General features: G+C 74.0%; 14 protein-coding genes. 6 read left to right on the plus strand and 8 right to left on the minus strand.

The genetic code is table 11. The features are described 5' to 3' along the window. Nucleotides 1–77: 77 nt before the first annotated feature. The 4 genes from ABD296_RS34800 to ABD296_RS34815 are packed head-to-tail and all read right to left on the minus strand — an operon-like array spanning nucleotide 78 to nucleotide 3,563. Nucleotides 78–1,295, minus strand: coding sequence for an ABC transporter permease (locus ABD296_RS34800; RefSeq protein WP_344277281.1), 1,218 nt, complete (start codon nucleotides 1,293–1,295; stop codon nucleotides 78–80). Further along, nucleotides 1,292–1,981 carry an ABC transporter ATP-binding protein gene (locus ABD296_RS34805; protein ID WP_344277284.1) on the minus strand — a complete coding sequence of 230 codons (690 nt, stop codon included), beginning with the start codon at nucleotides 1,979–1,981 and terminating at the stop codon, nucleotides 1,292–1,294. Before ABD296_RS34805 ends, ABD296_RS34800 begins: the two co-directional genes overlap by 4 nt. Continuing rightward, entirely contained in the window at nucleotides 1,978–3,021 is a 1,044-nt protein-coding gene (locus tag ABD296_RS34810; protein ID WP_344277287.1) for a peptidoglycan-binding protein, read from the minus strand. Before ABD296_RS34810 ends, ABD296_RS34805 begins: the two co-directional genes overlap by 4 nt. After that, nucleotides 3,018–3,563 (minus strand): hypothetical protein, encoded by a 546-nt coding sequence (locus ABD296_RS34815; RefSeq protein ID WP_344277290.1) that lies wholly within the window; start codon nucleotides 3,561–3,563, stop codon nucleotides 3,018–3,020. Before ABD296_RS34815 ends, ABD296_RS34810 begins: the two co-directional genes overlap by 4 nt. Nucleotides 3,564–3,725: 162 nt before the next feature. Between ABD296_RS34815 and ABD296_RS34820 the strand changes: the two genes are divergently transcribed. The 5 genes from ABD296_RS34820 (at nucleotide 3,726) to ABD296_RS34840 (ending at nucleotide 8,953) form a co-directional block, all read left to right on the plus strand. Next, on the plus strand, nucleotides 3,726–4,382 hold the full coding sequence (locus tag ABD296_RS34820; RefSeq protein ID WP_344277293.1) for a response regulator transcription factor: 657 nt from the start codon (nucleotides 3,726–3,728) through the stop codon (nucleotides 4,380–4,382). Further along, entirely contained in the window at nucleotides 4,379–5,662 is a 1,284-nt protein-coding gene (locus ABD296_RS34825) for a sensor histidine kinase (protein ID WP_344277296.1), read from the plus strand. The genes ABD296_RS34820 and ABD296_RS34825 overlap by 4 nt, the downstream gene beginning before the upstream one ends. A gap of 35 nt (nucleotides 5,663–5,697) precedes the next feature. Then, entirely contained in the window at nucleotides 5,698–6,753 is a 1,056-nt protein-coding gene (locus ABD296_RS34830) for a sensor histidine kinase (RefSeq protein WP_344277299.1), read from the plus strand. A gap of 4 nt (nucleotides 6,754–6,757) precedes the next feature. Further along, nucleotides 6,758–7,441 carry a response regulator transcription factor gene (locus tag ABD296_RS34835; protein ID WP_344277302.1) on the plus strand — a complete coding sequence of 228 codons (684 nt, stop codon included), beginning with the start codon at nucleotides 6,758–6,760 and terminating at the stop codon, nucleotides 7,439–7,441. Nucleotides 7,442–7,516: 75 nt separating this feature from the next. Beyond that, complete coding sequence (locus ABD296_RS34840) at nucleotides 7,517–8,953, plus strand: nitrilase-related carbon-nitrogen hydrolase (protein ID WP_344277305.1); 1,437 nt, start codon at nucleotides 7,517–7,519, stop codon at nucleotides 8,951–8,953. A gap of 1,001 nt (nucleotides 8,954–9,954) precedes the next feature. Here ABD296_RS34840 and ABD296_RS34845 read toward each other — a convergent pair. Beyond that, nucleotides 9,955–10,398, minus strand: coding sequence for a protein-tyrosine phosphatase family protein (locus tag ABD296_RS34845; protein WP_344277308.1), 444 nt, complete (start codon nucleotides 10,396–10,398; stop codon nucleotides 9,955–9,957). Between the two features lie 79 nt (nucleotides 10,399–10,477). Here ABD296_RS34845 and ABD296_RS34850 point away from each other — a divergent pair, with 79 nt between their 5' ends. Further along, nucleotides 10,478–10,987 carry a mycothiol transferase gene (locus ABD296_RS34850; protein ID WP_344277311.1) on the plus strand — a complete coding sequence of 170 codons (510 nt, stop codon included), beginning with the start codon at nucleotides 10,478–10,480 and terminating at the stop codon, nucleotides 10,985–10,987. Nucleotides 10,988–11,035: 48 nt separating this feature from the next. Here ABD296_RS34850 and ABD296_RS34855 read toward each other — a convergent pair whose 3' ends face one another. From ABD296_RS34855 to ABD296_RS34865, 3 genes are all read right to left on the minus strand, one after another. After that, nucleotides 11,036–12,223 (minus strand): L,D-transpeptidase, encoded by a 1,188-nt coding sequence (locus ABD296_RS34855; protein ID WP_344277314.1) that lies wholly within the window; start codon nucleotides 12,221–12,223, stop codon nucleotides 11,036–11,038. Between the two features lie 206 nt (nucleotides 12,224–12,429). Further along, nucleotides 12,430–13,602 carry a L,D-transpeptidase gene (locus ABD296_RS34860; RefSeq protein WP_344277317.1) on the minus strand — a complete coding sequence of 391 codons (1,173 nt, stop codon included), beginning with the start codon at nucleotides 13,600–13,602 and terminating at the stop codon, nucleotides 12,430–12,432. Between the two features lie 138 nt (nucleotides 13,603–13,740). Next, nucleotides 13,741–14,457, minus strand: coding sequence for a VC0807 family protein (locus ABD296_RS34865; protein WP_344277320.1), 717 nt, complete (start codon nucleotides 14,455–14,457; stop codon nucleotides 13,741–13,743). Between the last annotated feature and the right edge of the window lie 20 nt (nucleotides 14,458–14,477).

A 14,477-nucleotide genomic window follows, 5' to 3' on the forward strand; every position in this document is an offset into this window, starting at 1 on the left:
TTTCACCGCGGAGCGCCAGCGGAGCGGGAAACGGCCTGTTGGTCGCAACGGGGGTTCCAGGGGGTCGCCCCCCTGGGTCAAACCGACGCCAGCGCCTCGGTGGGGGCGAGGCGGGCCGCACGGATCGCCGGGTAGAGGCCGGCCACGGCGCCGATCAGGAGGGTGGCGAGCACGCCGCCCGCCATCGCCCAGACCGGGACGACCGTCGGCCATCCCTGCGTCGCCGCGAACACGGCGGTGACGGCGATGCCGAGGGCGACGCCGCCGACGCCGCCGAGGCCGGCGAGCAGCTGCGACTCGGTGAGGAACTGGAGCCGGATCTGGCCGCGGGTGGCGCCGAGGGAGCGGCGCAGCCCGATCTCGGCGCGGCGCTCCAGCACGGAGATCACCATGGTGTTGGCGACGCCGACGCCGCCGACCAGCAGCGCGACGCCGCCGAGTCCGAGGAGCAGCGCGGTGAACGTCTTGTCCGTGGCGTTCTCGGCGGCGAGCGCGTCGGACGGGCGGGCGACCTCGACCTCGGTGGGCGACTCGGGGTCGGCGGTGGCGGCCAGCAGGTTCCGGGCCCGCTCCACCGCGTCCTTGCGGGCGCGGGCATAGAGGGTGGTGGGGTGCCCGTCGAAGCCGAGGTGGGCCGCGGCGGCGTCCCAGCCGACGAGCGCGGCGCTGTCCAGCTCGGGGGCGAGCGGGTCGGGGTCCAGGATCCCGACGACGGTGAACCACTGCGAGCCGAGCCAGACCTGGAGGTTCGGTGTGGAGATCCCGAGCGCCGCGGCGGCGTCCGAGCCGAGGACGACCGCCGGGTAGCGGGCCGTGCCGGCGTTGAGCCAGGTCCCGGCGGCCATGGTGAGGCCGACGGTGCGGGGCAGGTCGAGGCGGGCGGCGAGCACGGAGATGCCGCCGGTCTGGCCCTGCGGGATGTGGTCGTTGCGGAAGACGTCGGTGTCCTCCAGCCTGCCGGTGGCGGACGCCGACTCGACGTCGCGCATCCGCCCGACCATGCCGGTCGCCTCCTCGGGGAGCTCGCTGTCCGCGCCGAACAGGTCCTTGCCGGGCGCGACGGTCAGCAGGTTGGTGCCGAGCTTGTCCAGGGTGGCCTGGAGCTGGGCGCGGCTGGAGGTGGAGATGCCGACCACGGCGATCATGGCGGCGATGCCGATCGCGATGCCGAGGGCGGACAGGAACACCCGCATGGGGCGGGCGCGGAGCCCGGCGGCGCCGACGCGTACGACGTCGGCCGGGCCGAGGCGCGCGGGGACGTCGCCGCCTCGCGGCGGCGGTGCGGTGAGGGTCATCGCGCCGCCTCCAGTCCGGCGTCGTCGTGGACGATCCGCCCGTCGCGCATCCGGACCTGCCGGGGCAGCGACGCGGCGATGTCGCGGTCGTGGGTGATGAGGACGACGGTGGTGCCGCCGCCCGCCAGCTCGTGCAGCAGGCCGAGCACGCCGGCGCCGGACGCGGAGTCCAGCGCGCCGGTCGGCTCGTCGGCCAGCAGGAGCGCCGGCTCCCCGACGACGGCGCGGGCGATCGCGACCCGCTGCTTCTCGCCCCCGGACAGCTGGTGCGGCCGGTGGCCCAGGCGGTGCCCGAGGCCGACGCTTTCCAGCGCCCGGCGCGCCCTGCGGCGCCGCTGCGCGAGCGGCACGCCCCCGTAGAGCAGGCCGTCGGCAACGTTGTCGAGCGCGCTGACCCCGGCCGCGAGATGGAACTGCTGGAACACGAACCCGATGCGGCGGGCGCGCAGCGCGGACAGGCGGCGGTCGCTCATCGCGGACGCGTCCCGTCCTTCGACGAGCACGGTCCCGGTGCTCGGCCGGTCGAGGGTGCCGAGCAGGTGCAGCATCGTCGACTTGCCGGAGCCGGACGGGCCCACGATCGCCATGAGCTCGCCCGCCTCGACGGTGACCGACACCGCGTCGAGCGCGGTGACGCCGCCCGGGTAGGTCTTGGTGACCTCCCGCAGCTCCACGACCGGCGTCATGAGGGCACCCCGACCTTCATGCCCTCGGACAGGCCGGATCCGGAGACCTCGACCTTGCCGTCGGTGAACACGCCGGTCTCCACCGCGACGGTGCGGACCGTCCCGTTCTGGACGACCTGCACCCCGTACCCGCCGTCGCCCTGCGCGAGGAGCGCGGCGATCGGCACGGCCAGCACGTTCGGACGCCTGCCGGCGATGAGGTTCACGCTCACGGGCGCCTTGTCGTAGGAGCCGAGCGAGTGCCGGCTGTGGAGGGCGACGGTGAGGTGGACGGTGGACGGGTTGTCGCCCTGCCCCTGGGTGGCGACCTTCCCGACCGAGGTGATCGTGCCCTTCGTCGTACTGTCGTCGGGCAGCACCACCTCGACTTGGGCGCCCTTCTTGACCAGCCGCTGGTACTGCACATCCAGTTCGACGCCCACCACCCGGTCGGTGCCGGTGTAGGTCAGCACCGGCCCGCCGAGCTTGTCTCCGACCTGCGCCTTGTGGTCGGCGACGCGGATCCGGCCGGACGCGACGACCGCGGCCCCGGGCGCGATCGTCCCCGTCTCGTCCACCCCGAGGTCGTCCTGCCACTGCTTCACGGCCGCCGCGGTCGCGGAGCTGAAGGTCTTGTCGACGGTGAACCCGGTGTAGCCGAGCGCGGCGAGGTTCTTCTCGAACTGCAGGACGTCGGCGCCCTTCGTCCCGTCGGAGAGGGTGCGGTAGAGGGGCAGCTTCCCGTACAGCAGCGGCACGGGCTTGTTGTCGACGCGGTACACCGGCTGCCCGCGCGTGACCACGGCCCCTTCGCCGGCCAGCCAGGTCAGCGTTCCGCGGCCCGTGGCGGACATGGTGCGGGACGTGCCGTAGCCGAGCGTCCCGTCCACCTTCTGGGTCTCGACGAGGGTCGTCCGCTCGACCGCCGCGGTCGCGGGCGGCAGCGTGCTGTGCGCGGCCGAGGGGCCGTCGCCGCCGCCCCGCCCGGCGGCGGCGAGGACGGCGCCGCCGACCACCACGACGCCGGCCGCGCCGAGCACGGCCGTGCGCCTCCGACTCACTTCCCGCCTCCGCCGGGGAGCCCCGGGGCGGCCTTGCGGCCGCCCGGCTGGTACTTCTGGCACGCCTTGTCGGCGGCCTTGAAGGTCTGGCTCTGCGGGTCGATCCCCGTCCCCCGGCCGGCCTGGATCTGCATGCCGCCGTCGGGCTTCGGGTCCGGGAACGCGGTGACGCCGTGGTCGCGCATGCACTTGGAGTAGGCGCGCATCCTGGCCATCTCCGCCGTGGAGGGCTTCGGCGGTTTGCCGCCGTTCGGCATGAGGTGCGCGCACTTCTTCTGCGCCGCCTCGATCTTCGGGTCGGTGTGCTCCGGGCCGCCGCGCGCCGAGGGCTGCGCGCTCGCCCTGATCTCGACCCGGCCGTCCTTCGGGTCCTGCATGTCGACGCCGTTGTCGCGCATGCACTGGGCGAACTTGCGCATCTTGGCCTCGTCGCTCGCGGTCTTGGACGCGCCGGTCCCGCCGCCGTCCCCGCCTCCGCACCCCTGGAGCCCCAGGGCGAGGGCGGGCAGCAGGGCCAGCATCGCGAGCTTGTTCCGTCTCATCGGTCGGTCACCTCATGGTCGCCGCCGGACGGGCGCCGGCGGCGTGCGCAAGTCCAGCGGGCGGCCGGTAACCCCGCCGTAACCGGAACTCGTTATGCCGGCGTTACGCCCGGTGCCGGAGGCTGGGCGCCGACGGTCCGGGCGAGGTTGAGGACGGCAGAGGTGCGCGTATTGGTCGCCGAGGACGAGCGGATGCTCGCCGACTCGATCGCCGAGGGCCTGCGGGCCGAGGCGCTGGCGGTGGACGTGGTGTACGACGGGGACGCGGCGCTGGAGCGGCTCGGCGTCAACGACTACGACGTCCTGGTGCTGGACCGGGACCTGCCGGTGGTGCACGGCGACGACGTGTGCCGCGCGGTGGTGGACTCGGGCGCGCTGGTGCGGGTGCTGATGCTCACCGCCGCCGCGGCCGTCCCGGCGCGCGTCGACGGCCTGCGGATCGGCGCGGACGACTACCTGACGAAGCCGTTCGCGTTCGAGGAGCTGGTCGCCCGGATCCTGGCGCTCGGCCGGCGGGCCCGCCCGGCGGCGCCGCCCGCGCTGGAGCGCGCGGGCATCCGGCTGGACCCGTCCCGCCAGGAGGTCGTGCGGGACGGCCGGTACGTGCGGCTGGCGCGCAAGGAGTTCGGGCTGCTCGCCGAGCTGATGCGCGCCGACGGGACGATCGTGTCGGCGGAGCGGCTGCTGGAGAAGGTGTGGGACGAGAACACCGACCCGTTCACCAACACGGTCCGGGTGACGCTGATGAAGCTGCGCCGCAAGCTCGGCGAACCGCAGGTCATCGAGACCGTGCCGGGAGCGGGGTACCGGATCCCGTGAAGCGCCTCGCCGAACGCGTCCGCCCGACCATCCGGATGCGCCTCACCCTGCTCTACACCGGCCTGTTCCTCGGCGCCGGCATCGTCCTGCTCGGGCTGACGTACCTGCTGGTGCAGAACAACCTCGCGCAGCGGACCGGCCCCATGGAGATCAGCGGCTCCCGGGAGGGCGCGCCCACCGACCAGGTGTTCGCGCAGGCGCCCGCCGGCGCCGCCGCCCCTCCGTCCGGCACGACGATGACGAAGGGGCAGCTGGAGGGCGTGCTGGTGAAGGCCAAGCGCGACTACAAGGACGACACGCTGAACGCGCTGCTGAGGCAGGGCGGGATCGCGCTCGGGCTGGTCGGCGCGGCCGGGCTCGGGTTCGGGTGGCTGCTGGCCGACCGCGCGCTGCGCCCCGTCCACAAGATCACCGAGACGGCGGGGCGGGTGGCGCGCAGCCACGACCTCACCGAGCGGATCGGCTACGAGGGGCCGCGCGACGACGTCAAGGAGCTGGCGGACGCCTTCGACACCATGCTCGGCCGGCTGTCCAGGGCGTTCGACGGGCAGCGGCGGTTCGTGGCGAACGCCTCGCACGAGCTGCGCACCCCGCTCGCCATCAACCGGACGCTGGTGGACGTGGCGGTCCGGCGCCCGGACGCGACCGACGACGTCAAGCGGCTCGGCGAGTCGCTGCTGGTCGTCAACAACCGGCACGAGCGGCTGATCGACGGGCTGCTCACGCTCGCCGGGACCGAGAACACCGTCCAGGACACCGGTCCGCTGGACCTGGCGGACGTCGCCGGGCACGTCCTGGAGCAGGTCGCGGCCGAGGCCCGCGGGCGCGGCGTCACCCCGGACCGGCGGCTCGGCCCCGCGCCGACCTCCGGCGACCCCATGCTGGTGGAGCGGCTCGTGCAGAACCTCGTGGAGAACGCGGTCCGGCACAACCACGAGGGCGGCGAGCTGCGGGTGTCGACGCGCGGCCGGGACGGCTGGGCCGAGGTGGAGGTCGCCAACACCGGGCCCGCCGTGCCGCGCTACGAGATCGAGACGATCTTCGAGCCGTTCCGCCGGCTCGGCAACGACCGGGTGCGCTCGGACCGCGGCTCCGGGCTCGGCCTGTCGATCGTCCGCGCGATCGCGACCGCGCACGGCGGGACGGTGACCGCCGAGCCGCGCTCCGGCGGCGGCCTCGTCGTCACCGTCCGCCTGCCGTCCCGCATACCCGGCCCTCCGCCGGCCCAGGGCGTCCGTGCCGTCCGCGGGGACGAGGCGGTGTCTCACTCGCGCGAGTGAGGTGCGCGGCGGCCCCTGTCCCCGACACTGGCGGCATGCGCGACGCGAGGACCGCCGACCGGGCGGTGGCCGCCGCCGTCACCGCCGCGACCGTGGCGCCGGCGCTGTGGGCGGCGCGGCCGTGGTGGGTCGTGGCGCTGGCGCTGCTCGCGTCCGTCCCGGTTCTGTGGCGGCGCCGCGCCCCGCTGCGCGTCGGCATCGTCGTGGGTCTCGCGATGACCGCGCTGGTCGTGTGGCAGAAGCCGCTGCTGCTGCCGTGGGGACCGCTCGTGGCCGTCTACACGGTCGCCGCGCTGAGCCGGCCGCTGCTGCGGCTGCTGTCGGTCCCCCTGCTGGCCGCCGCCGTCTACGTCTCGATCGTGCTGCCGGGCGAGGACTCCGACGTCTACCCGCTGCTGGGCACCGCCTTCACCGCCGCGTTCGCACTCGGGGCGGTCGAGCAGGCCCGCCGCGCGCAGGCCGCCGAGCACGCCGAGCGGACGCGCCGGCTGGAGCAGGAGCGGGCGGCGGCCGCGGCCAGCGAGCGGGCCCGCATCGCCCGCGACATGCACGACGTCCTCACCCATTCCGTCGGGCTGATGGTGGTGCAGGCCGAGGCGGCGCCGCTCGCCGGCCCGGACCGGGCGGACGAGGCGTTCGGGCGGATCGCCGACACCGGACGCGGCGCGCTGGCCCAGCTGCGCGCCATCCTGGACGCGCTGCGCGACGGCGCGGCGCCCGGCGGCGCGCAGCCGGGTCTGGCGACGCTGCCCGACCTCGTGCGCGACTGCGGGCTGCCGGCCGCGCTGACCGTGGACGGTGAGCCGCGCCCGGTCGCGCCGGATGCCGGCGTCGCCGCGTACCGGATCGTGCAGGAGGCGCTCACCAACGTCCGCAAGCACGCCGGACCGGTGGCCGCGGTGACCGTGGCGGTGCGCTGGCGGGACGCGCTGGAGATCGAGGTCACCGACGACGGCGGGGGCGGCGTGCCCGCCGCGTCCGGGCACGGGCTCGCCGGTATGCGCGAGCGCGCGGCCGCCTGCGGCGGCGCCGTGCGGGCCGGGCCGGGTCCGCGCGGATTCACCGTCCTGGCCCGGCTTCCGGTTGAATGAGCCCGTGACGGACGACCCGGCGCTGCGCGTCCTCGTCGCCGACGACCAGGACCTCTTCCGCGCCGCGTTCACGATGATCCTGGACGCGCAGCCGGACATGACCGTCGTCGGGGAGGCGGCGGACGGCGCCGCCGCCGTCCGCGCCGCCGGGGAACTGCGGCCCGACGTCGTCGTGATGGACGTGCGGATGCCCGTGATGAACGGGATCGAGGCGACGGAGCGGATCTGCGCGACCCTGCCCGCCAAGGTCCTCGTGCTGACGATGTTCGACTCCGACGAGCACGTCTACGACGCGCTGCGGGCGGGCGCGGGCGGCTTCCTGCTGAAGGACATCCGGCGCCACGAGCTGGCGGACGCCGTCCGGGTCGTCGCCGCCGGCGACGCCCTGCTCGCGCCGGCGGTGACGCGGCGGCTGGTCGAGGACCTGGTGCGGCGGCCCGGCCACGGCGTCGTCCCGCGGCTCGCGGCGCGGCTCGCCGGGCTGACCGGGCGGGAGGCCGCGACGCTGCGGCAGGTGGCGCGGGGCCGGTCCAACGCGGAGATCGCCGAGGCGATGGTCGTCAGCGAGCACACCGTCAAGACGCACGTCAGCCACGTCCTGGGCAAGCTCGGGCTGCGGGACCGGGTGCAGGCGGTCGTGTTCGCCTACGAGTCCGGGCTGGTCGTCCCGGGCGACCCCGCGGAGTGATACCCGCGGGAGGGAGGCGTGGATTCCCTCGTCCCGGCGACGCGGCGGAGGGCCCGCGCGGCCGACGCTCGCTCCATGACCGTCATCGTCTCGACGCTGCTGTCGTCCGTCCTGCTGCTGCTCGGCACCGGGCTGCATCCCGTGGCCTGGCTCACCTGGCTCGGCCCGCTGCCCGTCCTGTGGCTCGCACCGCGGGTCGGCGGACGGGCCGCCTTCGCCGCCGCGTCCCTCGCCTGGCTCGCCGGGCAGAGCCGGATGTGGCCCTACTACCTCGGCACCCTGAAGATGCCGCCGCCTGCGGCGGCCGGGATCATCGTCGGCACCGCGCTGGTGTTCGGAGTGCTCGCGCTGGCCTTCCGGCGGCTACTGCTGCGCGGGTTCCCGCTCGTCGCGGCGCTGACCGTCCCCGCGGGCTGGGCGGCGCTGGAGTACGCGCTGTCCCTGACGGCGCCGCACGGCGCATGGCTGAGCCTGGCCTACACGCAGGCGGACGTCCCGCCGGTCGTGCAGACCGCGTCGCTGACCGGCCCGTGGGGGATCACGTTCCTCGTCATGGGCGTCCCCGCGGCCGTGGCGGCGCCCGCCGCGCCCGGCGCCGCGCGGCGGTGGCGGGTGCTGCTCGCCGCCGCGCTCGTCCTCGTCCTGCCGCTGGCCTACGGCGGCTGGCGGCTCCGACAGCCCCACGACCCTTCGCGGGCGACCGTCACGCTGCTCGACACCGACCGTCCCGACGACACGATCGACCTCGCGACGCCGCAGGGCCGCGACCTGCTGCACCGCTATCTCACCGCGATCCGCGCGACGGCGCCCGCCCGCGCGGTCGTCCTGCCGGAGAAGACGTTCGCGGCCGACGAGACGACCCTTCCCGCGCTCACCGGGCCGGTGGCGCGGCTGGCCGCCGAACGCCACGAGGACATCGTCGCCGGGCTCGTCCTCACGACGGCGGGGACGGCGCGTAACGCCGCGCTCGGGATCCGCGCGGACGGCGGCCCGCCCGTCCTGTACTTCAAGCACCACATGATCCCCGGGTTGGAGGACGGCCTGGCGCCGGGCTCCGATCTCGCGTTCCTCTCCCCCGGCCGCGGCCTCGTCATCTGCAAGGACCTGGACTTCCCGGGCCTCGTCCGGGCCTACCGGGCCCGCGGCGCGACGGTCCTGTACGCGCCCGCCTGGGACTTCACCGGCGACGGCCGGCTGCACGGGCGGATGGCGCTCGTCCGCGGCGTCGAGAGCGGGCTGAGCGTCGCGCGGGCGGCCCGCGCGGGGACGCTCGTGGTCAGCGACCCGTACGGCCGGGTGCTCGCCGGCCGCGCCACCGGCGGACCCGGATTCACCTCCGTCACCGCGGCGCTCCCCGTGCGCGGCGTCCGGACCGTCTACTCCCGCTTCGGCGACTGGTTCGCCTGGCTCTGCGCGCTGCTGCTCGTCGCCGGGCTCTCCGGGACGAGCCTCATATATCGCAGGTGCGCAGCCGACGCGGCGACGGCGACCGCCGATCCGATGACGGCGTAGCCCGCCAGCACGCCCAGGGCGTGCGCCGTCGCATGGCCGGAGAAGTAGACGGTGTTGCGGACGGCGGTCGTCCCCGCGCCCGTGGGCAGCCATTCCCCGATGGCCCGCCAGAACGCCGGCAGCAGGGTCATCGGGTAGGCGCCGCCGGCGCTCGGGTTGCCGAGCACGACGAACACCAGGATCGCCAGCCCGACGCCGAGCATCCCGAGCAGGATCTGGAACGCGACGGTCGTGGCGGCGGCGGCCATGACGACCAGCGCGCCGATGCCCCACAGAGCCCAGAAGTGCCCGTTCAGCGCGCCCAGGACGGGCCCGGCGATGATCGCGCCGCCCAACCCGGACACGATCGAGTACAGCGCGAGCGCACCCAGCCGGATGACCGTGCGGCGCAGGTTCGCCGGGCGCGCGCCGCCGGCGAGGCCGAGGATCGCCGCCGCCAGGTAGCCGCCCACGATCCAGCCGATGACCAGGTAGAACGACGACAGGCCCCGGCCGTCCCCGGCGGCCGGCGGCCGGATGTCGACCGTCCGCACCTGCCGGTGGCGCGACCGCTCGATCCCGGCCGCGATCTGCTGGGTCGTGCTGGAGACGGCGGGGCCGCTCGCGGACGCCACCAGCAGCGTGTCGGTGCCGCCGCGCGGGTCCACGACGATCGCCGCGTCCACCGTCCGGGCCAGGATCAGCCGCCGGGCCCGCGGCTCGCTCGGTGCCGTCCGCGCCTTGAGCGGCGCGTCCTTCAGCGCGTTCAGCTGCGCGGCGACCTGCGCCGCCGTCCGTCCGGGGGCGACGACGGCGACCGGGATGCGGTGCGGGGACGGCGAGTGGAACGCGCCGATGTAGGACAGGATGAACGCCAATTGCAGGATCAGCACGCCCACGACCAGGGCGAATGAGCGCACCGTCACGGCGTCGCGCAGTTCCCCGGCGAAGCCGCGGTCGCGCGGCGCGGGCGGGCCGGTCGCGGGTGTGCTCATGGCGCTGACGTACCCGCTCCGCGGCCGCTACTCGCGGGGGAAGCGCAGCACCCAGCGGCGCTGCCAGGGCGTTTCGACCGCCTTGCGGTGATAGTTCTCCCGCGTCCAGGCGACGGCGCGCTCCGCCGGCACCCCGGACAGCACGGCCAGGCAGGCGATCACGGTGCCGGTGCGGCCGACGCCGCCGCCGCAGGCGACCTCGACCCGCTCCCCGGCCCCGGCCCGCGCATGGAGGTCGCGGATGAGCGCGAGGGCGCGCTCCTTGTCGCGGGGCAGCAGGAAGTCCGGCCAGTCGATCCAGTCGTGCGGCCAGGCCAGCGCCTCATCGTGGCGGCGGCGCAGCCGCTCAGAGCCGAGGTAAAGGCCGCGATCGGGCGCAGCGCCTCCCGGCGCGGGCCGCCGCAGGCCCCGGCCGCGGACGAGGAGTTCCCCGGGCAGTTCGATGGCGCCCTCAAGGCGTGTGGTGACCATCACCCCATCCTGGCGCGGCCTCCCGCACCGCGCCCGGCACTGCGCTATGAGCGGACGCCAGCGGGGTAGCGTCGGGAAGATGACCAGTGCGCAATTGCTCACCGACGCCTTCGACCGGATCCAGGAGGTGGTCCACGCGGCCGCCGACGGGCTCGGCCCGGACCAGCTCGCCTACCGCGCCGACGCCGAGGCCAACTCCATCGCCTGGCTCGTCTGGCACCTGACCCGCGTCCAGGACGACCACATCGCCGACGCCGCCGGCACGGCCCAGGTCTGGACGTCCGACGGCTGGGCGGACCGGTTCAAGCTGCCGCTCGACCCGTCCGAGACCGGCTACGGCCACGACCCGGACCAGGTCGCGGCCGTCCGGGTCGAGTCGGCGGAGCTGCTCACCGGCTACCACGACGCCGTGCACGACCGGACCCTCGAGTACGTCGGCGCGCTGACCGACAAGGACCTCGAACGCGTCGTCGACACGGCCTGGGACCCGCCCGTCACCCTCGCGGTCCGCCTGATCAGCGTGATCTCCGACGACCTCCAGCACGCCGGCCAGGCCGCCTACGTCCGAGGCCTCCTCCAACGCACCTGACACCCACAGGGCGGCGCGCCCGCGGCGCGCCGCCTGCCGGGCGGGGGTTCAGCCGGTGGTCACGGTGCGGTCGAGGGCGCTGCCCTTGACCCACTTCTTCCAGGACATCTGGTAGTAGCCCCAGCCGTTGTCCCAGCCCAGGTCGCGGTCGGTGCCGGTGATGACCACCGGGTCGCCGCGGTAGGAGAACCTGTAGAACCAGCGCGCCGCGGAGGGCGGGGAGTTGACGCAGCCGTGGCTGACGTTCTGGTGGCCCTGCGCCCAGACCGTCGAGGCCATCGAGTGGATGTACTCGCCGCTGTTGGAGATCCGCACCGCGTACGGGATGACCTCCTTGTAACCGCCCGGCTCGTCCGGCTTCACGCCCATCCACTCCGACGTCATGATCGCCGGATTCTCCTTGCCCATGGTCAGGTGAACGCCGCTGGTCGTGGCGTAGGTGTCCACCCCGTTGACCACGCGGCCGCCGCGGCCGGCGCTGATCGGCCAGCTCTTCACCTTCTTGCCGTTCTTCTTGACGGTCAGGTGATGGGTCTTGGTGCTGGCGGTGATGATGTGGGAGTCGCCGATGCTGAACTTGCGGCTGAAGTCGCTCATCCCGTAGGTCTTCTTGCCCGACTTCACGCCCGCCAGCTTGGCGCTGAAGGTGACCTTCTGGTTGGGCTGCCAGTAGTGCCCGTTCTGCGTCCGGAAGATCGCCTGGGTGTCGCCGACCCAGTGCCAGGCACCGGTCGCGGGCTTGGTGGACTTGACCTCCAGGGCCTGCTCGACGGCCTTCTTGTCGCCGACGGCACGGTTGAAGGTGACGATGATCGGCATGCCGACGCCGACCTTCTCGCCCGAGGTCGGGGAGACGTCCGCGATGTCGAGCTCGTTGGCCGCCTTGAGCGTCTTGAAGGTGGAGTTGATCGTGGTCGACTTGCCCTTGGGGCTGGTCGCGACCGCGGACACCTGGTACTGGGAGCCGGGACGCAGCGTGCGCGACTTCCACGACTTCTTGTCGGCCGCCATCGCGCCGTCCACCGGCTTGCCCTTGCGGGTCACGGTGACCTGCTGCAGCGTGCCGCCCGCGGCCGTGACGGTCACGCCGTCCTCCGGCGCCGCCTTGCCGTTGCCGTTGCCCGGATCGATCGTCACCTGCGGCACGGCGGCGTCGCCCTTCTCGCCGACCGGGACGCCGTGCTCCTTCTCGCCGCCCGAGCAGGCGGTCGTGAGGAGCAGTACGGCCCCCGCCATCCCCGCACCGGCCCGTACACCCGCGGACACCCTCCGCTGCACGTCAAACCTCCAGAACCCCGCCGTCTATCTCAGCGACATTAGCGACAAAATCCCGTGATGAGGCCACGACCCGGGGTTTTGGCCGTAGTCCGAGATCAAAGCGTTGCAACCGGACAACGGTCGGTAGCGCGGATCGCGCGCCACCGCGGGCGGGCCCGCTGCGCTCAGTCAAGGGCGCCGCCCTCCTTCCACTTGGCGAACGGCAGCTGCCAGAAGCTCCAGCCGTTGTCCCACTCGACCTGGCGGCCGGTGCCGGTGAGCTTGAGCACATCGCCGCGCTGGGCGATGCCGTAGAACCATTCGGCGTTCGCGGGGCTGACGTTCAGGCAGCCGTGGCTGACGTTCGCCGACCCCTGCGAGCCGACCGACCAGGGCGCCGAGTGGACGTACTCGCCGCTGTTGGAGAAGCGCACCGCGTAGTCGACGACCTGCTGGTAGTAGCCCGGGTCGCCGGGCTGCCGGCCCGGCGACGTCATCGTCACGGGGTTGCCCTTGTCCATGAGCAGGTGGACGCCGCTGGTGGTGGTGAACTCCCGGGTCTCGCCGTTGCCCGCGCTGAACGGGACGGTCCGCAGCTTGCGGCCGTCGCGCGTCACCGTCATGTGATGGCCGCCGATGTCGCCGGTGGTGATCTGCGCGGCGCCGACACTGATCGTCGAGGCGGCGTCCGCGGCCCCGTAGACGCCGCCTCCGGCGTTCACGCCGGCCAGGTCGGCCCGGAACCGGACGGTCTGGTGCGGCTGCCAGTAGGTCTTCGTGCGGTAGACGACCTCCTGGGACCCGACCCAGCGCCAGGCGCCCTCGACCGGCTTGTCCGGGGTCACGTGCAGGACCCTCTCCACCGCGGCCTTGTCGGCGACCGGGCGGTTGAACTGAAGGATGATCGGCATGCCGACGCCGACTTTCTCCCCGGGCAGGTTCGGCGTGACGTCGGTGATGGACAGGGTCTGCGCCGGGGCCAGCGTGGTGAACGCGCTGGTGACCGTCCGCAGCTTGCCGCCGCTCTTGGCCTGCGCGGTCACGGTGTAGGACGCGCCGGGCGTCATCGTGCGGGTCGAACGCCAGGTCTTGTGGCCGCCGGTGAGCCGCCCGGTGACGGCCGAGCCCTTGCTCCCCTGGACGGTGACCTTCGCCAGCTTCCCGCCGGACGCCTTCACCTCGATCACCGCGTCCGGCTTGACCGCGCGCGTCCCGGTCGCCGGTGTGATCGTCACGGTGGTGTCGGACTCGCCCGCCGACAGCACGCCCGTGCCGCCGATGCCGCAGCCCGCCGCGAGCACCGCGACGGCGCCCGCGATTCCGGTCGCCGCCATTGCCGGCCGCCCGTTGATCGTCACGAAACTCCCCCAAGCCCCAAGACTCACCCGTCTTCGGTGAATGCCTGTGAAAAGGGAGATGAGCCCCGAGCCCGAAAAGTTCGCGCGGACGCCGGGGAATCGCAGCTCAGGACGTCCGGTGGCCTGCCGGGCCCGGGGTCAGGCCGCCGGGGAGGGATCGCGGTTCACGTGCCGCAGGAGCCGCTTGAACCCCATCACCGAGACGCCGACGCCCAGGGCGCCGAGGCCGGCGACCATGCTGGTGCGCAGCCACAGGTAGGTGCCGATCGACTCGTTGAACAGCATCCACAGGCTGAGCCCGACGTTGACGAACAGCACCATCGACCACAGCAGCGAAATGCGCAGGAAGAACTGGTGCACCTTGTCGTGGCGGAAGAACGCCTCGGGGATCGGCACCATGTCGCGGGCGAGCTTCATCGCCAGCGGCCGGCCGAGCGGGACGGAGGCGAGGAAGGCCATGCTCACCATCAGCGTGCCGAGGGTCGGCTGCAGGAAGTAGACGACGGCGCTGTGCGTGGCCGCCGCCAGGACCGCCCGCACGGTCACGCCGACCGCTGCCAGCAGCAGCATGCCGGAGACGGGGTGCCCGCGCAGGTAGCGGAAGATGATGCCGCCGTACACCCACGCGACCGCGGCGGCCAGCGCGCCGTTCAGCCCCAGCAGCGCCAGCGCGGCGTAGAAGACCGCCACGGGCGCGATCACCCCCTCGGCGAAGCGCGGGAGCGCGTGCAGCAGCAGCGCCCGGATCCGCGGCAGCTCGAAGTGGTGCCCGCCGCCCTCGGCGACCGCGGCCACCGCCGTCGCGCCGGAGGGCCCGGCCGCCGTCGCGGCCGGCGTCGTCGCTGGTCGTTCCATCGAGTGCTGCGCTCCCCGAT

Source organism: Actinomadura napierensis, from assembly GCF_039529375.1.
GTDB classification, from domain to species: Bacteria; Actinomycetota; Actinomycetes; order Streptosporangiales; family Streptosporangiaceae; genus Spirillospora; species Spirillospora napierensis.